26 protein-coding genes and 1 tRNA gene are annotated in these 23,892 nt (G+C 66.5%); 15 read left to right on the top strand and 12 right to left on the bottom strand.

The window, feature by feature from the left end; all coding sequences use genetic code 11:
* Positions 1-387 precede the first annotated feature (387 nt).
* The 4 genes from ACYVDK_RS13520 to ACYVDK_RS13505 all read left to right on the top strand — a co-directional run bounded on the left by ACYVDK_RS13520 (position 388) and on the right by ACYVDK_RS13505 (position 2,365).
* Positions 388-1,002, top strand: a complete 615-nt coding sequence (locus ACYVDK_RS13520; protein ID WP_460522582.1) for a hypothetical protein — start codon at positions 388-390, stop codon at positions 1,000-1,002.
* A gap of 110 nt (positions 1,003-1,112) precedes the next feature.
* Entirely contained in the window at positions 1,113-1,487 is a 375-nt protein-coding gene (gene rsfS, locus ACYVDK_RS13515) for an RsfS/YbeB/iojap family protein (protein WP_460522580.1), read from the top strand.
* 78 nt (positions 1,488-1,565) lie between these two features.
* A tRNA-Ala gene (locus ACYVDK_RS13510) sits at positions 1,566-1,638 on the top strand.
* 238 nt (positions 1,639-1,876) lie between these two features.
* Entirely contained in the window at positions 1,877-2,365 is a 489-nt protein-coding gene (locus tag ACYVDK_RS13505; RefSeq protein WP_460522578.1) for a hypothetical protein, read from the top strand.
* Positions 2,366-2,385: 20 nt separating this feature from the next.
* Here the strand turns inward: ACYVDK_RS13505 and ACYVDK_RS13500 are convergent, their stop codons facing one another.
* The 4 genes from ACYVDK_RS13500 to ACYVDK_RS13485 form a co-directional block, all read right to left on the bottom strand.
* Positions 2,386-3,288 (bottom strand): IS982 family transposase, encoded by a 903-nt coding sequence (locus tag ACYVDK_RS13500; protein ID WP_460522576.1) that lies wholly within the window; start codon positions 3,286-3,288, stop codon positions 2,386-2,388.
* 139 nt (positions 3,289-3,427) lie between these two features.
* On the bottom strand, positions 3,428-4,315 hold the full coding sequence (locus ACYVDK_RS13495) for an alpha/beta fold hydrolase (protein WP_460522574.1): 888 nt from the start codon (positions 4,313-4,315) through the stop codon (positions 3,428-3,430).
* A gap of 20 nt (positions 4,316-4,335) precedes the next feature.
* Positions 4,336-4,875 (bottom strand): YbhB/YbcL family Raf kinase inhibitor-like protein, encoded by a 540-nt coding sequence (locus ACYVDK_RS13490; protein ID WP_460522572.1) that lies wholly within the window; start codon positions 4,873-4,875, stop codon positions 4,336-4,338.
* Positions 4,876-4,877: 2 nt separating this feature from the next.
* Positions 4,878-5,738 (bottom strand): SDR family oxidoreductase, encoded by an 861-nt coding sequence (locus ACYVDK_RS13485; protein WP_460522570.1) that lies wholly within the window; start codon positions 5,736-5,738, stop codon positions 4,878-4,880.
* Positions 5,739-5,815: 77 nt separating this feature from the next.
* On the opposite strand from ACYVDK_RS13485, the gene ACYVDK_RS13480 reads away from it, so the two are divergent.
* The 3 genes from ACYVDK_RS13480 to ACYVDK_RS13470 all read left to right on the top strand — a co-directional run bounded on the left by ACYVDK_RS13480 (position 5,816) and on the right by ACYVDK_RS13470 (position 7,805).
* A complete protein-coding gene (locus ACYVDK_RS13480; protein WP_460522568.1) occupies positions 5,816-6,307 on the top strand; it encodes a MarR family transcriptional regulator in 492 nt (163 codons plus the stop codon).
* Between the two features lie 419 nt (positions 6,308-6,726).
* Entirely contained in the window at positions 6,727-7,194 is a 468-nt protein-coding gene (locus ACYVDK_RS13475; protein WP_460522566.1) for a hemerythrin domain-containing protein, read from the top strand.
* A gap of 140 nt (positions 7,195-7,334) precedes the next feature.
* Positions 7,335-7,805 carry a putative immunity protein gene (locus ACYVDK_RS13470; RefSeq protein ID WP_460522564.1) on the top strand — a complete coding sequence of 157 codons (471 nt, stop codon included), beginning with the start codon at positions 7,335-7,337 and terminating at the stop codon, positions 7,803-7,805.
* 304 nt (positions 7,806-8,109) lie between these two features.
* Here ACYVDK_RS13470 and ACYVDK_RS13465 read toward each other — a convergent pair whose 3' ends face one another.
* Positions 8,110-8,697, bottom strand: a complete 588-nt coding sequence (locus ACYVDK_RS13465) for a septum formation family protein (RefSeq protein ID WP_460522562.1) — start codon at positions 8,695-8,697, stop codon at positions 8,110-8,112.
* A 99-nt stretch (positions 8,698-8,796) separates the two neighbouring features.
* Positions 8,797-9,636: a MerR family transcriptional regulator gene (locus ACYVDK_RS13460; protein WP_460522560.1), complete on the bottom strand. Its 840-nt coding sequence runs from the start codon at positions 9,634-9,636 to the stop codon at positions 8,797-8,799.
* Between the two features lie 158 nt (positions 9,637-9,794).
* Between ACYVDK_RS13460 and ACYVDK_RS13455 the strand changes: the two genes are divergently transcribed.
* The gene (locus ACYVDK_RS13455; protein ID WP_460522558.1) at positions 9,795-10,148 is read left to right on the top strand and encodes a VOC family protein; all 354 of its coding nucleotides are present in this window, start codon (positions 9,795-9,797) and stop codon (positions 10,146-10,148) included.
* Between the two features lie 51 nt (positions 10,149-10,199).
* Here ACYVDK_RS13455 and ACYVDK_RS13450 read toward each other — a convergent pair whose 3' ends face one another.
* Both ACYVDK_RS13450 and ACYVDK_RS13445 read right to left on the bottom strand, forming a co-directional pair.
* Complete coding sequence (locus ACYVDK_RS13450; RefSeq protein ID WP_460522556.1) at positions 10,200-11,213, bottom strand: LLM class flavin-dependent oxidoreductase; 1,014 nt, start codon at positions 11,211-11,213, stop codon at positions 10,200-10,202.
* A gap of 42 nt (positions 11,214-11,255) precedes the next feature.
* A complete protein-coding gene (locus ACYVDK_RS13445) occupies positions 11,256-12,443 on the bottom strand; it encodes a coiled-coil domain-containing protein (protein ID WP_460522554.1) in 1,188 nt (395 codons plus the stop codon).
* A 195-nt stretch (positions 12,444-12,638) separates the two neighbouring features.
* Between ACYVDK_RS13445 and ACYVDK_RS13440 the strand changes: the two genes are divergently transcribed.
* Complete coding sequence (locus ACYVDK_RS13440; RefSeq protein WP_460522552.1) at positions 12,639-14,123, top strand: MFS transporter; 1,485 nt, start codon at positions 12,639-12,641, stop codon at positions 14,121-14,123.
* Here the strand turns inward: ACYVDK_RS13440 and ACYVDK_RS13435 are convergent.
* From ACYVDK_RS13435 to ACYVDK_RS13420, 4 genes are all read right to left on the bottom strand, one after another.
* Positions 14,083-14,934 (bottom strand): UbiA family prenyltransferase, encoded by an 852-nt coding sequence (locus ACYVDK_RS13435; protein WP_460522550.1) that lies wholly within the window; start codon positions 14,932-14,934, stop codon positions 14,083-14,085. The two genes, ACYVDK_RS13440 and ACYVDK_RS13435, sit on opposite strands and share 41 nt — an antisense overlap.
* A gap of 63 nt (positions 14,935-14,997) precedes the next feature.
* Positions 14,998-15,693, bottom strand: coding sequence for a TMEM175 family protein (locus tag ACYVDK_RS13430; RefSeq protein ID WP_460522548.1), 696 nt, complete (start codon positions 15,691-15,693; stop codon positions 14,998-15,000).
* Positions 15,694-15,720: 27 nt separating this feature from the next.
* Positions 15,721-16,812, bottom strand: a complete 1,092-nt coding sequence (locus ACYVDK_RS13425; RefSeq protein WP_460522546.1) for a winged helix DNA-binding domain-containing protein — start codon at positions 16,810-16,812, stop codon at positions 15,721-15,723.
* A 71-nt stretch (positions 16,813-16,883) separates the two neighbouring features.
* Positions 16,884-17,951 carry an App1 family protein gene (locus tag ACYVDK_RS13420; RefSeq protein WP_460522544.1) on the bottom strand — a complete coding sequence of 356 codons (1,068 nt, stop codon included), beginning with the start codon at positions 17,949-17,951 and terminating at the stop codon, positions 16,884-16,886.
* Positions 17,952-18,259: 308 nt separating this feature from the next.
* On the opposite strand from ACYVDK_RS13420, the gene ACYVDK_RS13415 reads away from it, so the two are divergent.
* The 6 genes from ACYVDK_RS13415 to pabB all read left to right on the top strand — a co-directional run bounded on the left by ACYVDK_RS13415 (position 18,260) and on the right by pabB (position 23,856).
* Positions 18,260-18,907 carry a TetR family transcriptional regulator gene (locus ACYVDK_RS13415; protein ID WP_460522542.1) on the top strand — a complete coding sequence of 216 codons (648 nt, stop codon included), beginning with the start codon at positions 18,260-18,262 and terminating at the stop codon, positions 18,905-18,907.
* Between the two features lie 111 nt (positions 18,908-19,018).
* Entirely contained in the window at positions 19,019-19,924 is a 906-nt protein-coding gene (locus tag ACYVDK_RS13410) for an ABC transporter ATP-binding protein (protein ID WP_460522540.1), read from the top strand.
* Complete coding sequence (locus ACYVDK_RS13405; RefSeq protein WP_460522538.1) at positions 19,921-20,610, top strand: ABC transporter permease; 690 nt, start codon at positions 19,921-19,923, stop codon at positions 20,608-20,610. The genes ACYVDK_RS13410 and ACYVDK_RS13405 overlap by 4 nt, the downstream gene beginning before the upstream one ends.
* Positions 20,607-21,341 (top strand): ABC transporter permease, encoded by a 735-nt coding sequence (locus tag ACYVDK_RS13400; protein ID WP_460522536.1) that lies wholly within the window; start codon positions 20,607-20,609, stop codon positions 21,339-21,341. Before ACYVDK_RS13405 ends, ACYVDK_RS13400 begins: the two co-directional genes overlap by 4 nt.
* A 43-nt stretch (positions 21,342-21,384) precedes the next feature.
* Positions 21,385-22,314, top strand: coding sequence for an ABC transporter substrate-binding protein (locus ACYVDK_RS13395; protein ID WP_460522534.1), 930 nt, complete (start codon positions 21,385-21,387; stop codon positions 22,312-22,314).
* Positions 22,315-22,356: 42 nt separating this feature from the next.
* Entirely contained in the window at positions 22,357-23,856 is a 1,500-nt protein-coding gene (pabB, locus tag ACYVDK_RS13390; RefSeq protein WP_460522532.1) for an anthranilate synthase component I family protein, read from the top strand.
* The last annotated feature ends 36 nt before the right edge of the window (positions 23,857-23,892 follow it).

The following is a 23,892-nucleotide window of genomic DNA, read 5'->3' as shown; positions in this document are numbered from 1 at the left end:
CCCGCACAGGCGCCGTCGCACGTCCCATCGCCCCCAGCATCCTCCGGCGGCCTGTCGGATGGGCGGGAATCGACCGCCCACCAGCCGGTGCCGGCAGTGTCGCCGATAGACGGTCATCCGCTTACTCGTCGCGAATTGCGTGCAATGATGCAGGCTCAGTCCGCGAATCAGGCGGTGCAGCCCGAGTCGGCCGCACAGTCGGTGCCCGCACGACCCGATTCAATCCCGGAGCCCGCTCGACCGACGCATTCGGCTCCCGCAGCAGGTTCCGCAGAGGAGACGCATCGGGTGGTTCCGCCGGCGATGCCGTTGCGGATCGATGAGCCCGACCCTCGTACGCCGGTCAGCGCCGTGTCCACTCCTGCAGCGGCCCGTGGCGCTTCGCCGGTGTCCCCGATCGTGTTTCCGAACGCCTTCGGAGGACAGCAGCCATCGTCGACTCCGAGCGGTGCTGCACCGGCCGAAGCAGCGCCCGTTCCGGCGGACCGAGCGGCGCAGACGAGCGGCCCAGCCACCGACCCGCAACTACGTGCTCGCGGGGCGGGCCATTGGTCGACGATGGACGACGAGAACGCTACGGATGGCACCCCGCGCTCCGTCGTGTCGACCGGTAGCGTTACCACGGCGAACGCTTTGATCCTTCCGTCGATCCCGTCGGTCGGCCTCGCGGCCTCGCCATTGACGAGCACCGGCGAGGTGATCGTGACCGGCTCGATCGACCTCCCCAAGTCCCTGGGCGCGACCGGGCAGCACCCGGATCACTTCGACTCGTCCGACATCGACCGGCTGTTCGAAGAGTCGGATGCCGCACCGGCGACATCCGGTGTCGCTCCGGTGCGTGCGAGCAAGGCGGTGGCCACGCACACATCGACGCGCGGGATGATCGCGCCGCCGAAAGCTCGCGGGAACAAGCTCCCGGTCGTGCTGGCTGTGACGGCTGCCTTCCTCGCCATCGGCGTCGCAGCTTTGCTCGTCGCCGGCTTCGTCTTCCATGCCTTCTGATCTGTACTCGCTGAATTCACGCAGGCCCTTCCAGCCGAGTCTGTACAGTTCTCTGGAGGTCGCTTCATCGGCGATCGCTTCTTCTTCCGACTCCACGAGGTGATATCCGAATGACCGCGTCCGCGCTCTCGCGCGAACTGCTCCAGCTCGCGGCGGAGGCTGCTGACTCCAAGGCGGCGAGCGATCTGGTCGCGCTCGACGTGTCGGGGCCGTTGCCGCTCGCCGACGTGTTCCTGCTCGCATCGGGCAACTCCGAACGCAACGTGATGGCGATCGCCGCAGAGGTCGAGGACCGTCTGAACGAGGCGGGAACGAAGACGCTACGGCGCGAGGGCCGGTCAGGTGGGCGATGGATCCTCCTCGACTTCGGTGACCTCGTGGTTCATGTGTTCCACCAGGAAGACCGGGTCTTCTACTCCCTGGAACGGCTGTGGAAGGACTGCCCGACGGTGCCGTTCGAGTTGTCTGTCGCGCGGGAGGCGTGACCGTCATCCGATTCGTCCCGGTCGGGTGCGATGTAGTACTCTGATGAGGTTGTTCCGCACGTCGGACCGACGATCCAAGGGTCTGTGGCGCAGCTGGTAGCGCACCTGCATGGCATGCAGGGGGTCAGGGGTTCGAGTCCCCTCAGATCCACAATTTGAGACGTGGTCGAACCCCTGACATGGGTGTTCTCGCCTGTTGTGACGGCGAAGGGTTCCGCGAGGCGGAGGGTTGCTTGTTCGTCTTCGTTGATGTCGATGCCGGTGGTGAAGGTTTGGTTCGCGAGACGTTTCCCGTGGGCGTCTGTGCTCTTGTAGAGGTGCTGGCAGTCGATCAGCAGGCGTAGGGCTTTCGCGATCTGGCGGCGCGGGCCTTGGTCTTGGTCTTGGTCGTGTTCGTTCTCGATGCGTCGATCGATGTCAGCGAGCCCCGCGCGGCTGCGGTCTTGATGACGTTTCAGCGTGTTGAGGTCGATGGCGTCGGCGAAGTGCGCGGCGAGGAGCTTGTCGGACTCGTCTTCGAGCCGTCGACGATTCGCGGCGAGTTCCGCCAGCTCGTCGGAGCGTGCCGCGAACCTTTCGTCGAATGCTTGCTCGACCTTCTTGGCGAGACCGACGTACTGGGCTTCGTTGATGCTGATGCGGGCGTAGCAGTCGGCGACGAGTTGCTCAGCGATCGCAACGGGGATTGCGCGAGGCGTGCACTTGGTTTTGCGGGTGCGACGGCCGCGGCAGCGATCGGATCATGCATCCACGCACCCGGCCCCTGCTCATCGAGCCGACACAGGATGCACCGCAGGCACTCACTAAGACGGATATCTACTGGCTCGTCGAACGATGTTGCGGTTACGGTCATGATGTTGGCGCCTCCTGGACACTAGATGAGTGAGTCCTTTCGGTTTCAGTGGTCGTAGGCGATGAGTGAGCGTTTGACCGGCGCGTTGATGAGCCAGTTGTGCCAGATGCCGGCGGCGAGGGCGAGGAGTCGGGCGGCGACGTGGGAGTAGACGCCGGCGACGGTGCGTCCGCCGTGGTCTTCGAGGGTGAGCTGACCCTTGAGTGTGTCGAAGACGGACTCGACCCATTGCCGGATGCCGCCGAGTTTCCCGAACCGGGGGGTTTCGTCTTTGCGGTCGGGGCGGATCAGGTGTGCGCCGAGGTCGTCGGTGACGAAGGCCTCGAACTCGCGTCCTGCGAGACCCTTGTCACCGACGATGACCTGTCCTGGGGCGATGAGGTGCCGGTCGTGGCGCAGTAACGCTTCGGTGACTTCTCGTTCCCCGAGTTTCGGGTTCGCCAGCCCCCAGATCACGGGCATCCCTTCCGGAGTGCAGATCAGGTAAAGCCGGAAGCCCCAGAAGAACCGGGAGTGCGACGCGCAGTAGCCGTAGCCGGCATGCCCGGACAGGTCGGAGCGTTTCACCGTTTCCCGTGACTTCCCGCAGGGCAGCGGGGTCGAGTCGACCAGTCGAGTGAGTTCCCCGAATGTCGGAGTGTCGCGGGCGAGTTCGGTGATCACCGCGGACAGCAGAGCGGTGGACTGGCGGACGCGTTTGCCCCATCCGGACTGCTTCGGGATGTTCGGGAACATGTCTCTCAAGTGAGCGCGGGCATGCCGGATCCACTTGCGGTCCGACGCGATCCCGAGCAGGTGCTGAGCGACCAGCAGGCACAGCAGCTCGACATCGTTGAGCCCCGGCTTCCGGCCCGGCGTATGCGCTCGCGAGAAGCCGATCGCCGGGAGAATCCGGTCATCGAGGTGGACATAGAGTGGGACAAGGAGGGTGTTGAGGTCGGTTTTCACACACAGGGCTTAACACCCTCCGTCCGCGATTAACAGCCTCCACGCCGCCCCAGCCAATCGGACTCACTCATCTAGGTGCGCGCTCCGTCCCGTTCGTCGTGGTGAGCGGGAGGTCGGCGTCGATGATCGCCGGCATCTATCAGCTGTGCTCGGCGTCACGCGTGACGGCTGACTGTGATGCGTCGAGGTGATGAGGATCGGCAGCCGTGACCAGCCTCTGCTCTTGTGCTGTCGCCGATCCCGGTGAGTCGGTGAGGAAGTGGGAGATCGCGGTCGTCAGTTGCGAATCGGTGAGAGCGGTCCAGTGGTTGCCAGGCACCCTCGTGAACTGGGCGTTGGCCAAGGTTTTCGCGAGAGCATGTGCGCTGATGTGCTCGTAGTCGCGGTCGCCCACCACGACGAGCGCGGGAGTGCGGAGCGATCGCAGGACCTCCAGAGGTGTCGCGACCAACGAATCAAGGACGTTCAAGAGGGCCCGCGGTTCTGCACCGAAGTGGGTGATCCACTGCGCGGCAGCGGCCTCGGGAGAGCCGGCGTCGACCGGCTGGTCGTTGGCGAGTGCCGTTAGCGCGTTTCGCGTGCTGCCGCCGGTGGAGGTGCGGGTGACGGCGGCAAGCCCTTGGCCAGCGACGATCGCGCGAGTCGGGCGAGCGCCCCGGTCGAGCATGCGGAGTGCGATGCGCGCGCCGAGCGAGTAGCCGCCCAATGCGTAATCCTCGAGGTCGAGGTGCTCGACGAGAGCAAGTCCGTCGTCGGTCAGGACGTCGGGAGGGTAGCTGCGCGGGTCATGCGAGGGCACACTGTCGCCGTGGCCGCGTAGCTCGGGCAGGATGACGCGGTATCCCTGTTCCGCGAGCGTCCCGGCGTGTCCGTAATCGAGCCATTGCCGCCCTGTGGCCAGGAACCCGTGAAAAAGGACAACGGCGGGACCAGCGCCGATCTCTCGGTAGGCGAGGCGAGTGCCGTCCTGGCCCGTGAATCGACGTACGGGTGCCTCGATCGGATCGGTTGCGCTGTGGTCGTTCATGTCCTCCTTACCTCTGCCGTTCACGTCCGTTGGTAGGTGCCGTGAAGACGGCTGCGCGCCAGAACCTCGCCCGCCTCACTGATGGCATCCGTCAGCTGCATGGTTCGGGGCTTGCGCCCCTGCTCGAAGCGGATCGGCGTAGCCAGTGCGAACAGCTGGAACATGTAGCGGTGCGGCCCGCGCGTCTTTGGTGGGGCGGCGCCGAAGTAGCCATCGCCGGCCGCTGAGCGCGCCATCTGCACTCCGTTACTCACGGGCGGGTTGAGGGCACCGTGATCGAGCGCGCCGAGCGATGCGTCGAGCAGCGCGAGGCAGTGAAGGTAGGGCGTGGATGTGGGCGCGTCAGGGTCCTCGACGATCAAGAGCAACTGGGCGGTACCTGGTGGGACAGCGGTCCAGGCGAGCGCCGGCGAGAGGTTCTCGCCTCCCGCCCGGACAGCGGCGTGAACGGGCGGGATTGGCTCCCCATTCGAGAAGGCCGGGCTGGTCAGGTCGAGTGTCTCCGGCCCGGCGAGAGCGGGGAGATCCCAGGCGAGCGTGTGGGGTGGGCGTGCGGGCATCGTCAGTCCTGGGGGATGGGACGTGGAGTGGGGGTGAACGCGGCCGCATGGCGCATGGCCCAGTCGAGGTAGCTGTACGGCGCTCGCTCCAGCAGTTCGGACGAAGCTGGCCGGGTGCTGGCCTTTCGAGGTGCCGCAGCGAGCACCCCGAGGATGAGGTCGACGGCCTCGGGCGGCAAGTAGCCGCCCATTTGCTGTCGGGCTGCATCGGGGGTCAACTCGAGGAGCCGGATCGCTCGTTGGGTGGCCTGCGCGAGCAATTCGATACGTCGTCGCTGTGAGAGAGACTCCGGGCCGGTGATCTCGATGGCAGTGCTGACAGCGTTCGGGGTGAGCAATGCGCGGACGGCGACAGCGGCGACATCGCGCTCGTCGACCGGCGCGGTGGCCGCATCCGGATAGGCGGTGCTGATCGTTCCGCTGGCGATGACTTCGGGGGCCCAGGTCAGATCGTTGCCCATGAATGCCGTGGGTCGCAGGAACGTGTGCGGCAGTCCGCTGTCGAGCACAGTCCGCTCTGCCTCCTGGTGATGCGCGCTGCTGTAGTCCGAACGACCGTGAGAGACCGAGGCCGATGACAGAAGCGCGACGTAGTCGACACCTGCGGCCGTCGCTGCTGCGCACACCCCCGTCAAGTTGCCTGCAGGGAACAGATAGAGGCGATCGACGCCGGACAATGCCGACGCAATGCTCTCCGGCTCGCCGAGGTCACCGGCTCGCACGTCGACGTCGGACGGCAGCATCGATCGTGCGGGGTCGCGAGTCACCGCACGGACGCGTCGACCGGCTCGAAGCAGACCCTGCACTACGTGCCGACCGACCTGCCCCGTCGCCCCGGTGACAAGGACGGTGTGAGAAGACATGCGTGTCCGTTCCTATTAGGCGGTCCAAGTAGTTATATCATGCAGTAACTGCATGGTGCAGCAAACTGGGAGAACTCATGAACGACGAGCAGCATCAAGGCATCCAGGCCACCGGCAGCACCTCGGAATTGATCGAACAACTGCTCGCTGCTCTGCCCGACTGGTTCGCGGTCACCGGGCGACTGTCCGAGTTGGTCGCCGAGGACCTCGGCATAGGAGCGACCGACGTGCAGTGCCTGCACTTCCTCAATGAGCACGGTCCCGCAAGCGCAGGGGAACTCGCCCGACGGGTGGGCCGGAGCACCGGCGCCGTCACGCGGATGATCGACCGCCTTGAAAGCGCGGGCTTCGTGGCGCGGCAACCGTCCGATACCGACCGGCGAGGAGTCGTTGTTCACGCGACTACAGCCGGCATCGCCCGCATCGGCGGCTACTTCGACGAGATGGCCGCACAGACTCGTGCGGACCTCGCTCACCACACGATCCAAGAGCTGCGAGTCCTGCTCCAGTTCATCCATACGAGCACCGAGAGTGCGACAGCACAGATGCACAAGATCGCCGGCAACTGAACGGTTGCGAGCCGGCGGGTGCAGTGTTCGGTGGCGATCGGTCAAGCGGGGCCTGCTTGTCACGGATACGCCGCCATCCTCGGTCGAGCCGCAGGAGAAGCCTGCCGACAGGCAGCCAGAGAGCCCCGAGCAGTGACCGAGGAGCAATCGCCGTCGGCTCCACTCGCGCCCCTGTCCCGCCGAAAACAAGCGCTGGACGCGACCGCTTGATCGGTCGCGCCAAAGCACCTTGCTTGAGCGGCCACGCCTCTTGCAGATCGAGGTTGAGCGGAGTGCATCGGCGTCGAGTCGGCGTTCCGGTGATGCCCGGCACGGTAGCTTGGGGGAAGCGTCGCGTGCTGGTGGCAGGCAGTGTCAGGCATGGAGGCGTGGGATCTGAAGGAGCACGACGATGATGACGTCGTTCCCTTCGCCCTCTCGTGACTGAGGGCGAGAAAACCAGGCTGATCGCCTGGAGCAATGAACTGAGAGCCGTTCACCAGCGTTTGCGCGATGCATTGCGAGTGACGCGAGCTGCGGCCGAGGAAGGCGAGGGCGGACCAGCAAGCCGCGACCTTCTGCTGTTCTGTCACGGCTTCTGTGCGGCGTTGACCGGCCACCATCAGGGCGAGGACCGCGAGCTGTTCCCGGTGATCGCCGCACAGCACCCGGAGCTGCGTGAGACGTTGCGGAAGCTGGGGCAGGATCACGCGCTGATCGCAGGACTGGTGGATGGTCTGCAGGCTGCCACCGTAGGGACCGAGTCTCCGGATCGACTCGGATCCCATTTGGAGGGGATCGCGGCCATCATGGAGTCCCACTTCCAGTACGAGGAACGGAAACTGCTCACCGTCCTCGATGTGCTCGCGCTGGACGCCGATCCGCGCGAGGTGTTCGGGCCGCTCTGACTCGGGCCGACCGTCCCGGACTCGACGCGCGCTCCCGCGCCGGTCGGCCGTGGAAGAGTTGGCGCATGGCCTCTCCGCAGACGCTCAGCGAGGCGGATCGTCGTCTCGTCGCACTGTGAGCAGCCGACTGCGCAGAGCGGGTGCTTCCTCAGTTTGAGGCAGAAGCGCCGGACGATGGCCGGGCGCGGGACGGGATCGCTCGCGCCCGCGCGTTCGGCCGAGGTGAGCTCGATGCTGCGGGGGAGAGTCGCCGCCGCTTCGAGGCGGGTCGGACTGCGCAGTCGGTAAAGGCTCCCGCTGCGGTGGCGGCGGCTCGGGCCGCCGTGCAGGCGTCGAGTGTCGCGCATATGGGCGCGCACGCGTTGGGTGCGGCTGCGTACGCGGCGAAAGCTGCGGCGCTTACCGCCTCCGATCTGGAAGGGGCTCGTCACACGGAGGTTCAGTTGCGGTTGGATCACCTGACGCTCGGCGCCCGGCAGGCTCTGTCGCGTCTGCCGCTGCTGGGCGAGGACCCCTCCGGCCCGCTGGGGCGCGGACTGCTCGTCACCGGCGTGCTCGCTGTGACGGTCCGTGAGATCCAGGCCGCGCTCTTGGGGCACAGGCCGGACTGACGTCGCCACTCGACCTCGAACTGCAAGACGCGTGGACTTCTCCTCGCGTAGTTGACTTGCCGCTTGGGTGGCGTCGTCGGTTAGTGCCGTGCCACGCGCGTTGGCAGTGGCGAGCAGCTCGAGGACGATCGTCTGATCTAGTGCGGAAGGCACTCCTCTTCTGGTACCGGACCCCACTGCTGTCCCCGCTCGAACGGCGGGCGCCACGCCACGGCATACCCGTACCACCCGACGGCGGTATGAACACGGCGGCAGCGGCGGGCACCGGGGACAGCCATGGCAGCCGACGTCACGGCGGAGGGGACTACGGGGCGGCGGACGGGGCTGCTGCGCCGATGCCCTTGACGCTGCCGAGCGTGTCGCCGGCGGGGGAGAAGGCGACGCACACCGCCTGAGTGCGACCGGAGCTCCAATCGGCCTGGTCGGGCGTGTAGGCGCTGACGTCGATGGCCGTCGTGTCGTAGATGCTCACACCGACATAGGCAGCGAACACCGAGTCGCAGACGTCATCGGCTTGACCAGCGACGGCGTCGTCGCCGGGGTATGCCCCGCTGCCGAGGGACGGCAGCCCGATCACCTCCGAGCTGTGCGGCAGGGCGCACGACACGACCAGGAACTGGATGTCCTCCGCTTGGTCGGATCCCGCCTGGTTCGTCAGGCAGTCGCCGACCGCCAGCGCAGTGACAGGCAGGTTGGCGGTCGGCGACGGGCTCGGGATCGGTGCCGGAGTCGCACTGGCGGATGCCGTCGACGTGGTTCGCGGGGTGACGGAGGCGACGGGCGTATCGCGGTTTGCGGAGCATCCTGTCATCGACCCGACCGACAGCGCCGCGACGACGAACGCCAGTCCGACTGTGCGCAGGGAGCTGAGGCGGCGCTGCTGTCGTGGCACGAGCCCAGACTAGACGGGCAGCGGGAGCGTCTGGCGTCGACCGGACCGGCTCCGTGTGAGACCTGCTTCAGGTGACGCGGGACTCTGACGCGGCAGGTCTCAGGCAACGCGCACGGGCTGGATGAGATCTGTCACCCATTCCGACTGTGGACGGTCGCCGGGCGTCCAGTAGACCTCGCGGCAGATGCCGTCCAGTTCGTAGCCGTGTTCGCGCGCCCACCCGATGAGCGCGTTCCACGACTCGCCGATCCCGGCGACTTCGCCTCGATGCACTGTCACCGCGGCCTGCGCGATGCCGGGGAGCATGACCACGTCAAGCCCGTCGATCGACATGGTTTCTTCGGGCACTACGAAGCCGGCGGTCACGAGCGCGCCGGTTCCGTCACCGGACTCGTCGGCTTCGTAGAGAGCGACCGCGGGTCCGAACGCATCGATTCCGGCGGCCTGAATGCGCTCGGCGGACTCCGGAAACATCGGGCCGATGACAGGCGAGACGTTGACAGGGCCGAAACCCGGCGCCTTGCGGGTGAGGGTGGCGACCCGCTGGGCTTCGATGGACCGCACCTCGGCGGTGATCGTCTGAGAACTGGGCATGACTGACTCTCCTCGTATTCGTTTGAGGCTCGCGTCGAGGCGCCGCAAGCGCGCTTCGGCATCCGCGATCGTGAACCGCAGTTCAGTTCGAGCGGATTCCAGCATCCGTTCGACCTCGCTGTCGTCCACGTCGCCCCAGATGACGCGCGAGACCTGCTCGAGCGTGAGCCCGAGACCCTTGAGCTCCACGACGCGGCTGAGCAGAGTCAGCTGCGTCGGGGCGTAGGTGCGGTATCCCGTGGCCACGTCGACCCGTGCAGGACGCAGCAGGCCGATCTGGTCGTAATGGCGGAGCATCCGAATGGATACCCTGCCGATCGACGCGAACTCTCCGATGGACAACATGACGCCTCCAACGTTGGAGTCTGACACTGTGTGAGAGTCAACGACAGCGCCGAAGATTCTCAGAATGGTGAGGAACCGGGCAACAAGAGGGCCGGGTGAGAGACGAGCCCACGCCCGAGCGCGGGAATATCGTCACGACCAGAAAGGTTGCACGTGCAATGGGTTCGGCAAGTGCCAACGTTCTCGCGGCGCTCGCGCGCGTTTACGTCGATGACCTGGATTCCGCAGTCCCGCTCTACCAGGCGATCGTCGGCCTCGACGAATCCCACCGATTCGAGTTTCGAGGCATGCGGCTGGCGAAGGTCGGATCGTTCCTCCTCGTCGAAGGAGCCGACGCAGAGGCACGTTCGCACGTCGCGACCATCGCCGTGCGCGACATCGACATGACCGCGCAGGCCATCGAAGACGCCGATGGCGAGCTGCTCGACGGGCCGGCGCCTGGACCGAACGGCCTGCGACTCGTGGCCCGCCACCCCGACGGTAGCGTCATCGAGTACGTCCAACTCGGCTAGTACGTCCAACTCGGCTCCTGACCCCGCCGTCAAGGAAGAGGATTCCTGCGATCAGCCCAGGGCCGGCTTGATATCGCGCACGATCGACTCGAGCACCCGGGCATTGAACTCGACGCCCAGCTGATTGGGCACGGTCACGAGGATCGTGTCGGCTTCCCGCACAGCGGCATCCTGCGCCAGTTCCTCAGCGATGGCATCGGGCTCGCCGATGTAACTGCGACCGAATCGGGCGAGCTCGTCGCCGATGTAGCCGACCTGGTCGTGCGCATCCGCTTGGGCGCGCAGGCCGAAGTAGCGCTGGGTCTCGTCGTCGATGATCGGCAGGATGCTCCGCGACACCGATACCCTCGGCTCCCGCGCGTGGCCGGCCTGCTTCCACGTGTCGCGGAAGAGCCGTACCTGCTCGGCCTGCAACTCCGACAGGGGAACGCCGGTGTCTTCGGTGAGCAGCGTCGAACTCATGAGGTTCATGCCCTGCTCGGCGGCCCATACGGCGGTGGCGCGGCTGCCCGCTCCCCACCAGATGCGTTCGGGCAGCGTCTCGGAGCGTGGCTCGATCGCGAGCGGAATCCGCTGGCCGGTCATCTCCGGGTTCGAGTACGCCAGGCCGGCTCCGGCTATGGCCGCGCGGAAGAGTTCGGTGTGAGCGCGGGCCATGTCGGCATCCGACGCCTCGTCGCCGGGAACGAAGCCGAACGACTCGTAGCCCTTGTCGGCGGTCTCGGGCGAGCCGCGGCTGATGCCGAGCTGCAACCGGCCACCGGAGACGAGGTCGGCCGCTGCAGCGGACTCCGCCGCGTACAGCGGGTTCTCGTATCGCATGTCGATCACGGCGGTTCCCAGCTCGATGCGCGACGTGCGTGCTCCCATCGCCGCGAGCAGCGGAAACGGAGACGCCAGCTGCGGCGCGAAGTGGTGCACCCGCACGAACGCGCCGTCTGCTCCGACCTCCTCGGCGGCCACGGCCAGCTCGATGGTCTGAAGCAGGGCGTCGGATGCGCTGCGCACCACGGAACCGTGCGCAGGAGACCAGCGTCCGAAGGAGAGAAAGCCTATGCGTTTCACTGCATCTTCAGCCTGCCCTGTGGCCCCGCTATTCCCTCGGGATCAATACCAGTGCGGATTCTGCGCCAACTCGTGATCGTAGGCCCTACAGGGAGTGGTGTAGCGGTCCGAGATATACGAGAGCCCCCACCGGATCTGCGTGTCTCCGTTCGTCATCCAGTCGCTCCCGGCGGAAGAGTACTTTTCTCTCGCCGGAAGCGCCTGCGCTATCCCGTATGCCCCGCTGGAAGAGTTGTAGGCGTTCCATCGCCAACCCGATTCCATGTTCCACAGGCTGATGAGGCAGGACATCTGGTCGCCCCCCCAGCCATAGCTTCCAAGAATGCTGCTCGCATATGCCTGCGCAGCCCCGGGCGAGCACCCTCCGGTGCAGGAGGCCGATAGATCGATGTTGCTGTCGCTTCCACCGCCGGTGGAAGCGCTCTGGTTTTGCGAATCGCGGGCGATTCCCACCTGTCGCTGCTGCGCGAGCGTCGCGGCCTGGGCGTTCAGGCTGGCGGCCTGCGCCTGCAGAACCGCACCCTGCTGCTCCTGCGTGGCCAGCACCGCATCAGCCGCTGCCTTCGCGGCCTGGGCCGCCTGATACTTCGTGTTGGCATCCTGCTCGAGGCTCGTGCGGACGTCTTCCGCCTGCTTCGCCTGCCCCTGTAGGGACGTCACTACGTTCTGCTTCTCCTTGGCGTAGTTCTGCAGCTGGGACATGTGGTCCGTGAGCTGGCTCATCGCTCCGAGCTGGTCGAGCAGGTTGTGGTCCCCGCCGGCCGGTTTGCCGATGCCATTGCCGAGCAACAGCTTGGCGGTGAGACTTCCCCCGCCGGAGATATACAGCTGAGACGCGAGCTTGCCGTACTGCGTCTTCGCCTGGAGGGCATCCTTCTGAGCCGTGGTGACCTGCTCATCGATCGACTGAAGCTTGGTGGTCTGGGCGTCGAGCGCATTCTTCGCCAGGGTGTACTCGAACGCCTTCTTGAGTTCGTCCGCCGCTGCGGCCTGGGCCTGCTGCTGAAGCTGCACGATCAGGCCCGCGATCTTGGTGTACTCCGCCTGTGCTGCGGCGGCGCTGGCCTGGGCGGCCTGCACTTCCCCCCAGCTCGGGTAGTCCTCAGCATGGGCGGGCAGCGCTGTCACGAGTGGGATCGCCACGGCAACGGCGGCACCGAGCGCAGCCAGGCGCACTCGCGCCCCGACACGACGTCGGTCGTTCGTCTTCCGGATCGCACGCACAGCCACGGCTTCCACCATAGGCAGGCGTCGTCAGCGATCCGTCGCCATCCCGCGGCATGCCGCGAGCCCGCGCGTGCAGCATTCTCGCTGGTCCGGGCGTGCAGCATTCTCGCTGGTCCGGGCGTTGCAGTGCAGGCCCCGACCGGGAATCCGCCCAGACCGACAGCACGCATGACGGGGGTGAGTGCTTGACTGACCCGGATGAGCTCCTTGCAACGTGCGGTGCTGACCGTGGCGATCCTGGCATCCCTCGTCGCGTTCCTCGACGGATCGGTCGTGAACGTCGCCCTGCCCGCAATCGAACGCGAGTTGGGCGGGGGGCTCGTGCTGCAGCAGTGGGTGGTTGATGCCTACCTCATCACCCTCGGCGCGCTCATCCTCCTCGCAGGCTCGCTCTCCGATGCCTTCGGGCGCAAACGCATCCTGATGATCGGACTGTTCGGCTTCGGCGTCGCCTCCATCGCCTGTGCGCTTGCGCCGGACGGCGTGTCGCTCGTCGTGTTCCGCGCACTGCAAGGAACAGCGGGCGCGCTCCTCGTGCCCAGTTCGCTGGCTCTGATCATCCAGGTGTTCAGCACGGACGACCAGCCGAAAGCGATCGGACGCTGGACCGCCTGGACCTCGGCCGCCATGCTGGCAGGTCCATTGCTCGGCGGGGTCTTCGTCGACACGCTCTCATGGCGGCTCGTGTTCTGGATCAATCCGGTGCCCATCGCCGCGACGGTGATCATCCTGTGGCGTGTGCAATTGGACCACGAGCACGCGCACGGCCACATCGACTACCTCGGGGCCGCACTCGGGGCGCTGGGGCTCGGTGGTGTCGTCTTCGCGCTGATCGAACAAGGGCAGGCCGGCTGGTCGAGCCCTCTGGTCTGGGGGATCGGCGCGATCGGATGCCTGTCACTCGCCGCGTTCGCGATCGTCGAGTTGCGCTCCCGGCAGCCGATGCTCCCGTTCGCTCTCTTCCGCATCCGCAACTTCGGCGTCGGCAACCTCGCAACGCTCGTCGTCTACGCCGCCTTGTCCCTGGGCACGCTGATGATCGGCATCTACCTGCAGGAGGTAGCCGGTTACAAGGCCACGCTCGCCGGGCTGGCGCTCATCCCGTCCACCGTCGTGATGCTCCTGCTCTCTGGCCGCTTCGGAGCATTGTCAGGCAAGGTCGGACCCCGGCTGTTCATGGCGGTCGGTCCGGTCGTCGCCGCGGGGGGCTACGCGCTCATGCTCTCCATGGGAACGCGCGTCGATTACTGGTACGAACTGCTTCCGGGAATACTCGTGTTCGGCCTCGGGCTGTCCATCACCGTCGCGCCGCTCACGGCCGCCATCCTCGGCGCCGTGCCGCCCGAGCATGCAGGGATCGGATCGGCGATCAACAACGCGGTAGCGCGCATAGCAGGTCTGATCGCCATCGCGTGCGCCGGATTCATCGTTGCGGGCCCTCTCGCACAGTCCGGGCTTCAGCGCGTTCTGCTCGTGTGCATCGGTCTGTTGCTGGCCGGTGGTGTGGTGTCAGGTATCGGCATTCAGAACAGGCATCGTTCGGCGGGCGCCGCTTCAGACCCCGGGAACACGCCGCCTGCCACCGGTCTCACCGCGCCCGGCGCGCCACCAAAAGCTCGACCGGGCGCATCCGCGGTGCCGATCACCCCGACAGCACCGGACCAGCAGCCACCAGTGCGATGACATCGATGACCGCAGCGGCCATGATGAGGCGCATCAGCCAGCGCGAGCGCTCGCCGTGCAGTGTCAGCAGCACGCCGGCCGCGGCGATCAGCACGGTGATCGCGCTGCCGATGAGAACCAGCACCGCCGCACCGCCGTGCAGTCCACCGATCCCGACAGCGCCGACCGCGATGACGATGCCGACCACCGCGAGAACGCCGAAGGCGAGCAGCCCGCCCGCGCGAGCGCCGAGCACGTGTGCGAATCCGCGAACGCCGGTGACGCGGTCCTGCTCGAGATCGGGGAGCACGTTCGTGACGTGCGCCGCGACGCCGAGCAGGCATCCAGCCGTCACGACCCACCACGCCGGAATCGCCGGCTCGATCGACCCGAGGGTGACGATGGCAGGCAGCAGGCCGAAGCTCACGGTGTAGGGAATCACCGAGAATACGGTGCGCTTCAGCCACGCGTTGTAGCTCCACGCGCTGCCGACGGCGATCGCGTGGGTCACGAGCGCGGGCGCGCCAAGCGGCACAGTGAGTGCGAGAGCGGCGGTCAGAGCGATCCACGCGGCAACGCCGACGATTGGGCGAGAGACCAGCCCGACAGCGATGGGCTTGTCGGCGCGACCCACCGAGCGATCACGATCCGCATCGATCCAGTCGTTCGACCAGCCGACGGAGAGCTGATCGGCGAACATCGCCGCGGCGAGGAGCACCACTCTCGCCAGGGGATAGCCGACGGATGCACCGAGCACGCCTGCGACCAACGTGACCACGAGTGCAGGCCCGGGATGACAGGCGAGCACGAGACCGCGCGCGGCTTTCGGCATGGGGACATGCTATGGGCCGCAGCAGAACTGCGGAGAAGGCGTCTCAGTCGCCGATGCAGTCGCTCAGCGGGCCCTTCGTCGCTCGGCGCGCGTGCGGCGACCCGGCTCCTTTTTGGCCGCACGGCGCTCGACCACGTCGACGACATTGTTCAGCAGGAAGAGCAGGAACGCGTACGAGCCGATCCAGATCGACGCGACGGCGACGACCGCGGACATGATCGCGGCGACCAGGGTATTGCGGCGGGAGATGCGCCGGTACCGGTCGGAGAGGTGCGGGGCGAGGTCCCGCACAGGCGAGGAGATGTACCACCACTGCCACAGGCCGACGGTGACGACGTAGAAGAAGTTGAGTGGCAGGAGGAAGCGGCCGGGGACGGTTCCACTGAAGTTGTCCGAAAGCGTCGTCGTGAACGGCACGAGCACGACCCCGAGCAATCGGAACGTGTTGAGGGTGAGCACCACCTGGTCGACGCGTTTCACGAACTCGAACTGCCGAACGTGGATTCCCCACAACACGCCGAGGATCAGAAAGCTGATCACGAAACTGACGAAGGTGCCGCCGTAGTCCCACAGAGCCGTCCACACGGCATCCGACGAGTCACTTTCATGGAGGTGGAAAGCAGAGACGCTGAGATCGAGCACCAGAAGTGTCGCCGCGATCGCGAAGACCCCGTCGGAGTACGCCTCGAGACGGCGTGGAGAATATGTCTCAGGCATGGCGTCGTCTGTGGGCACCGGAGCATCCGTCACGTCGGCCATACGCCCGAACCTATCGCGACCCTTCGCCTATCGCGGCTTCGGTTTTCGAGCATGCTCGAGGCCGAGGAACCGGGCGAGCCGCTCCGCCGATGCCGCGAAGCCACGCCGCTCCACGGCCGTCAGCCGCGTGAACGGCTGTGCCTCCGCGACGAGGTGCGATCCTTGGAGACTCTGTCGCCACGTGCCTACGACGCGCCCGGCCGAGACGATTGCCGGGAGGAAGACCCCGTTGCCGGTCGCGGAGACGCGGCGCGCGAACTCGGGTGCGAGCACCGGGCTGCGGTCTCCATAGCCGAGCACGTATTCATCCCAACCCGGGACCGCGTGCACCCCCTCGGGCGCAGAAGCCGCCGCTGCGGCCTCCGTCATTCGGCCGGAGGCGACCAGCCATTCCTCATCACCCACTGTCTCGATCGCCGAACCTGCCGCGTCGCGCGCACGGCGAGCCTCGGAGAGCGTGAGACCCGACCACCAGGCGAAATCACGCACGGTCGCGGGTGCGTGTCCCGCGACGTATCGCTCCAGGTACCTCGCCAGCGAGTCGTCGCGGTCGTGATCACCGCCGGTTCGCACGAGAACGAGCTGCGGCTGCTTTCCGCGCATCGGTCCCCACGCCACGCGTCCGCGCAGTGCAGCGTCTCTGATGAAGCGGTATCCGCGCTCGTCGCCGACGGCGATGCCCGAGCGCTCCAACGTGCTCAGCGTTTCCGCTCTCGTGCGGGGGCCGTTCTGGGTCACGTCCTGGGCGATCAGATCGGACGCCCGCTCGAGCTCTGATTCGTCCATGCCGCGAAGACGAGCCTCGCGTGCGACGGCGGCGCGTTGCCTGGCCGACGTGAGTGCGAGCATCCAGCCGAGGTCCTCAGCTGCAACGATGTGCAGCGTGCCGCGCATCGTCCACGAACGCACCAGGTCGCCGGATTCGAAGAGCCGCTCGATGTCGGCCTGCACGCATCCGGGCGAGCGCACGCCGATCGCCCATCTGGCTGCCGTGCCGTTCTGCGCCTGAACGGCAGCCAGCGCTCGGACGACTTCGAGTGGAGTGGCTGCACGGCCGTTCAGATACTGCGAACGAAGGCGTTCCGCGCGCAACCATGCCTGCTCGCGCTGGGCGGTCATCCGCTCATCATGACAGCAGCCTGCGACAGAGTTCGTCGCGATCGCCGGATCGATCGGATCTAGGCCGGCATCTAGGCCTGGATCCCGAGCTCGTTCAACTGGGCCAGCAGATCGGCACCGTCAGCTCCGTACACCCACGGGACACCACTGGTCTGCGCATCGCCGATTTGGGCGTGCTTGTCCGCAGCCGACCGGCCGCCCGCGAGCACCGACTCGGCATTGGAAAGCCGCCTGATCGCCACGGCGGCCACGTTGCCCGGGTGTTCCTTCGCGAACTGCGCGTAGATCGCCTCATCGTGCTGACCGTCGTCGCCGACCAGCAGCCATTTGACGCTCGGGAACTCTCGCGCCAGACGCTGCAGGCTCTGCACCTTGTGCTCACGGCCGCTGCGGAACCACCGATCGTGCGTGGGTCCCCAGTCGGTCAGCAACAGGGCCCCCGGTGGGAAGAGATTGCGGGAGAGAAAGCGGGTCACCGCCGGCGCCACGTTCCACGCACCTGTCGAGAGGTAGAGCACCGGAGCGTTCGGATGCGTCGCGGCAAGGCGTTCCAGCAGCACCGCCATGCCCGGCGTAGGCACCCGCGCGTGTTCGTCGAGCACGAACGTGTTCCACGCCGCCAGCAGCGGCCGGGGGAGCGCTGTCACCATGACGGTGTCGTCCACGTCGGAGATCAAGCCGAAGGATGCCTCGTCAGCAGCCACAAGCACCGGCGAGGCCGCGGCGTGGTCGCTGGTGCCCGCACGCAGTGTCACCGTGTGGGTGCCGGGTTCGAGTCGCACGGGGATCACCTCGTCGATGACGCCGCCGCGGTCGGGTCGCACCGCGTGGCTCGTGCCGTCGACCTCGACGACGACGTCGACCTCGCTGTACGGCACGCTGATGAAGCTGCGCCACCCTCGCACGCTCTCCTCGCGCTTGCGATTCTTGCGCTCGGCGCGCGACCCAGGGCGCGGATCCTTCGCCAGCACGACGCGGCCGAGCACCCGGATCCATTCGGTCGTTCCGTAGCCCGTGTACGACAGAACAGTCGGCAGGTAGCCGCGCTTCAGCGCCCGTCGCGCGCGGAATCCGTGGAAGGCGTCCTCGATGCGCGCGGCACGGTGCATCCTCGTCACGGAGCGGGGACGTCGGGCCATCGGTACAGTCTTTCACGGGCCGCGACCTCGGCGAGAAGTGGACTTCTCAATCGCCTCTATCGCGGCTGCACGGCGCACAGGACTCAATCGGGCCGGCCACGCGAGCAAGCTCGCACGGCCGACCCTCAATCGCCTCTATCGCGGCTGCACCGCTCACAGGACTCAATCGGGCCGGCCACGCGAGCAAGCTCGCACGGCCGACCCTCAATCGCCTATAGGAACATGAAGAACAGTCGGGTACCGTCGCATCCGACGGATTCGTCGAGCGGGCGCTGCATCGCGCACGGAGAGTAGGAGTTGGCCGGAAGATGATCGAGGAGATCCTCGTCGGTACGCACGAGTCGGTGAACGCGGGTGCACTTCGTGTCGAACCGGCTCAGGAGCGGAGTCTGGCGCGGATCGACGCCCTTCTCGACGCGGCGGCATCCGTGGTCGACGAGGTCGGCTTCGATCGCCTCACGACGGCTCAGGTGGCCGAACTCAGCCGCGCGTCGATCGGCACGGTCTATCGCTATTTCCCGGATCGCATCGCCCTGCTCGCCGCATTGCGCGATCGCGCGGTGAGGCGATATCGCCAGGCGGCCTCCGACGAGCTTGAACGCAATCAGCCCGCGACCTGGCAAGATGCCATCGCCGTGCTCGTCGACCGATTCGCCGGCATGTTCCGCACCGAGCCCGGCTTCCGCATCATGCGGTTCGAGGAGGTGCGTGGGGTCGACGAGGGTGTGGCGACCGTGGATCACGTGCACGAGTTCGCCGAACGCCTCGCCGGGATTCTCGTCGCCAGTTACGGCTTCGCCTACAGCGACGAGCTCGTGTTCCGGCTCGACATCGCCTGCCAGATGGCGGAGTCACTGATCGAGCGCGCCTATCTGCGCGAGTCGAGGGGCGACGATCTCGTGCTCGCCGAGGCGGGCGTCGTCGCGATCGCCTACTTGGAGAAGTACTACCTTTAGGTCGCGTCCGGCTCCTTCACCCGGGTCGGGCGTCGGGCACGACTGCCACCCGTTACGGCGTATTTCCTGAGCATCGCCGCGAATGTCGGTGGGGTACGACATAGTGGTCCGGTGATCGAATTCCGATCGGTGACCAAGCAATTCGCTGACGGCACCGTCGCGGTGCGGGACTTCAGTCTCGTCATCCCCTCGCGCAAGACCACCGTTCTCGTCGGCTCGTCCGGGAGCGGTAAGACCACGATCCTGCGCATGATCAACAGGATGATCGACCCGACGATCGGCACGATCGAGATCGACGGCGACGACCTCGCCACGCTGGAACCGGTCGGACTACGGCGCAGCATCGGCTACGTCATGCAGAACTCCGGTCTTCTTCCGCATCGCAAGGTAGCCGACAACATCGCCACCGTGCCGCTCCTGAAGGGAGTGAACCGGAGACAGGCCCGGGCGCGGGCGCTCGAACTCATGGACACTGTCGGTCTTGACCGTTCGCTCGCAGACAGGTACCCGAGCCAGCTCTCCGGCGGCCAGCAGCAGCGCGTCGGAGTGGCAAGAGGGCTGGCCGTCGACCCGAACATCCTGCTGATGGACGAGCCGTTCGGGGCCGTCGATCCGCTGGTACGCGCCGAGTTGCAGCATGAACTCGTGCGATTGCAGCGAGAACTCGACAAAACCGTCGTTTTCGTCACGCACGACATCGACGAGGCGCTCCTGCTGGGTGACCAGATCGTCATTTTCAAGCCGGGTGGCATCGTGGCTCAGGTCGGAACGCCCGAGCAGATCCTGGCCGATCCCGCCGACGAGTTCGTCGCCCGATTCGTGGGTGCGGATCGCGGCAAGCGCGTTTTGCACCTGAAGTCGGAGTCCGGCCGCGATGTCGTCGTGGACGGCGACGGCCGTCTGGCCGGCGTTCTCGTTCGCGATCCCGCATCCGGCGGTGGGGCCGGAGACGATGATGAGGCCGGAGCGGCCGCCACCGCTTCGGGTGCTTCGGCGCAGGGTGATCGGCAGCCGTGAACTGGCTGATCGAGAACGCGGGTCAGGTCTGGCAGCTGACCCTGGTTCATGCGGGCCTGTCCGCGGTGCCGATCGTGGTCGGATTCATCCTCGCCATCCCGGTCGGGTGGCTCACCAACCGCTACCAGGCCGGCCGCGGCACGGTTCTCGCCATCGTGGGCCTGCTCTATGCGATACCGTCGCTGCCACTCTTCATCGTGCTGCCAGGAATCCTGGGCACGCGCATCCTCGACCCGCTGAACATCGTGGTCGCACTGAGCATGTATGCGCTCGCGATCATGGTGCGTACGGCATCGGATGCCTTCGCCTCCGTCGACATCGACGTCAAGTTGTCGGCCACAGCAGTGGGATTCTCCACGTGGCGGCGGTTCTGGTCGGTGGAGCTTCCACTGGCGGGGCCGGTGCTGCTCTCCGGCATCCGAGTGGTCTCGGTCAGCACGATCAGCCTGCTGAGCGTCGGCTCAGTCATCGGTGTCACTAGCCTCGGGTATCTGTTCCTCGACGGATTCCAGCGCGATTTCCCGCTGGAGATCATCGTCGGCATCGTCGGAACCATCGTGATCGCCGTGGTCTTCGACCTGATGCTCGCCCTGATCGGCCGGCTGCTTCTGCCTTGGAAGCGCCGCAACCGACGCGCTCGAAGCGCAGTGGTCACCCCCGAGCCCAAGATGGCGGGCGCGGCATGAATCTGTGGAGCTCGACGCTCTCATGGCTCATCGACCCCGCCAACTGGGCCGGGTCAGGCGGCATCCCGAACCGCGTCGGTGAGCACGTGGTGTACACACTGATCACGCTCGTGATCGCCACGGCCATCGCCGTGCCGGTCGGTGTCGCGGTGGGGCACACCGGCAAAGGCCGAGCGGTTGCCGTGCAGCTCTCCGGCGCTCTGCGCGCCCTGCCGACTCTCGGCGTGCTCCTGCTGATCGCGCTCTGGCTGGGGCTTGGCCTCGGTCCACCGCTCATCGTCATGGTGGTGCTCGCACTGCCGCCGCTGCTGGCCGGCGCCTACGCGGGCGTGGATGCCGTGGACAGGGCGACGATCGATGCAGCCAAGTCGATCGGCATGACGGGCCGGCAGGTGCTCGTCAAGGTCGAGCTGCCGCTGGCCATGCCGATCATCATCGGCGGCGTGCGCTCGGCGTGTCTGCAGGTCATCGCGACCTGGACCGTTGCGGCCTACCTGCCGCTCGGCGGGCTGGGCCGATTCATCTACGACGGATACGCCGTGCAGAACTACGCCGAGATGCTCGGCGCGTCTGTGCTCGTCATCCTGCTCGCGCTGATCGCCGATGGCATCTTCGTCGTCTTTCAGCGTCTCGTCGTTCCGCGCGGGGTCGTCGTCGGGCGTGCGTCCGACGTTCGCGTGCGGTCATCCAAGAGGGTCGCCACGACCTCGCAATCCACCACAGCAGGCTGAACCGCGAACGCGGTCCGGCCCCACAGAAGAAAGCGAAAGCACCATGTCACTGAGAACACGCGCTATCGCCCTCGTAGCCGTCGCGGCGGTGAGCGCCCTCGCTCTTGCCGGCTGCTCGTCGGGCAACCCCCTCAGCTCCTCGTCGACCCCTGCGTCGAAGTCAGGCGGCGCCATCGTGGTCGGTTCGGCCAACTTCCCCGAGTCCGAGATCATTGCGCAGATCTACACCCAGGCACTGAAAGACAATGGGGTCGATGCGAGCATCAAGCCCAACATCGGCGCCCGCGAGGTGTACCTGAAGGCGCTTCAGGACGGCTCGATCGATCTGGTGCCCGAGTACTCCGGGAGTCTTCTGCAGTACTACAACGCCAAGAGCACGGCGCAGTCCAGCGACGACGTCTACGCGGCCCTGAGCGACGCGCTCCCGAAGGGCTTCGAGGTGCTTGCCCAGTCGAAGGCGCAAGACAAGGACTCGTACAACGTCACGAAGGCGTTCTCAGAGAAGTACGGGGTGACGAGCCTCTCCGATCTCAAGAAGGTCACGGTTCCGCTCACCGTGGGCGCGAACCCGGAGTTCGCAGACCGGCCGTACGGAATCAAGGGGCTGAAGTCCGCGTACGGGGTGACAGCGACGCTCGACCCGATCAGCGACAGCGGTGGGCCGCTCACTGTGAAGGCTCTCCTGGACGGAACTGTGCAGCTCGCCGACATCTACACGACGAGCTCCGCGATCAAGGACAACGGCCTCGTCACGCTGAAAGACCCGAAGAACATCATCATCGCCGAGAATGTGGTGCCGATCATCAACCAGAGCAAGGTCACCGAAACGGTGCAGAACGTGCTCAACAAGATTTCCGGCGCGTTGACCACGGACGATCTGGTGACGATGAACGACAAGAGTTCCGGCTCCGCGAAGGAGTCCGCCGCCCAGATCGCGAAGGAGTGGCTGGCCTCGAAGAATCTCTTCAAGTAGGCCGGAACCAGGTGGACAGAAGCCCGGCCGGACCTGCAGCACGTGACGTCCGACCTCCGCGCTGAACTCCAGGGCGATGACGGGGAGCCGTTCTCGGTGCAGGGCACGGCGGTGCCCATGCGCCGAGAACGGCTTCCCGTTCTTCTCAACGCCGAGCGGGTGTTCGAGACCGTGTTCTCGGGGGAACGCCTCGCATTCTGGTTGGATGCAGGCGTCCGCGCGACGACCGGTTTCAGCTACCTCGGTGCAGCCTCAGCCGTACGGCCGAGTTGGCTGCTGGCGGGTGAGACGCTGGTACGTCTCTTAGGAGACGAGCGGGTACCCGTGGCTGGCACGTTCGAGGCTGCCTTGCGCTCCTGGCTACACGAGCGGCAGGTGGCGATCGACCGATCGGACGTCGTGACCGGCGCCTGCCCGTTGGGCTGGATCGGCTGGCTCGGTTACGAGTACGGTGCGCGAAGGCTCGGGGTCGCCACCGAATCGTCACGATATCCGGATGCCGCGATGCTGGCCGCTGATCGTGTCGTCGAGATCGACCACGCAACGGGCAGGGCCGGACTGTGGTTCCTCGACGACGCCGACGGGCGCGCCTGGGCAGTCGCGATGGGCGAGAGGCTCCGCGCGATATCCGAGGCGACCGAGGCGGATGACGACGCTTGCCCGAGCGCATCGCCGCACGAGGATCCGCTGCTCGCGGAGCGTCCGGAGGCTCTGCGACCATCGGAACCGTCGTGGCGGCACACCGACCACGACTACCTGCACATGATCGAGGAGTGCCAGGCGTCCATTCGCGCAGGCGACGCATACCAGCTGTGTCTCACGAACGAGGTGCAGGTATCCACCCCTGTCGACCCGGTCGACGTCTATAAGCGCATGCGGCGCATCTCCCACGCCGTGCACGGCGCGTTCGTCCGCATCGACGACGTGTGCGTGTTGAGCGCGTCTCCCGAGCTGTTCCTTCAAGTGCACGACGGGGTCGCGGTGACGCGGCCGGTCAAGGGAACGAGACGCCGTGGCGCGTCCCAGCACGAGGATGCCGTCTTGAAGCAGGAGCTTGGCGAAGACCCCAAGGAGCGCGCCGAGAACCTGATGATCGTCGATCTCATGCGCAATGACCTCGGTCGGGTGGCGCGCGTCGGCGGTGTGTGCGTTCCCGAGCTCCTCGCGGTGGAGACGCACACCCACGTGCACCAACTCGTCAGCACGGTGCGAGCGGAGCTGGCGCTGCACGTCGACGCGCTCGATGTGCTGCATGCCTGCTTTCCCGCCGGGTCGATGACCGGTGCACCCAAGCTCAGCGCTATGGACATCCTTCACGAGCTCGAAGGGGGACCACGTGGCGTGTACAGCGGATGCCTGGGTCGCCTTGGGCTGGACGGGTCCGCCGAGTTCGCCATGGTCATCCGCACCATCGTGATGACGAGGGGAGTGGCCACGATCGGAACGGGCGGCGGCATCACCGCGCTCTCGGTGCCCGAGAACGAGCTCGCCGAGACGCGGCTGAAGGCGGCGGCTCTGCTCGCAGCGCTAGGCCTTCACTGAACGGGTAATCTTTTCCACGCCCCCTTTTTCCGTGCG

It is taken from the genome of Humibacter antri (genome assembly GCF_054777235.1).
This window is presented reverse-complemented; position numbering and strand designations above follow the sequence as displayed.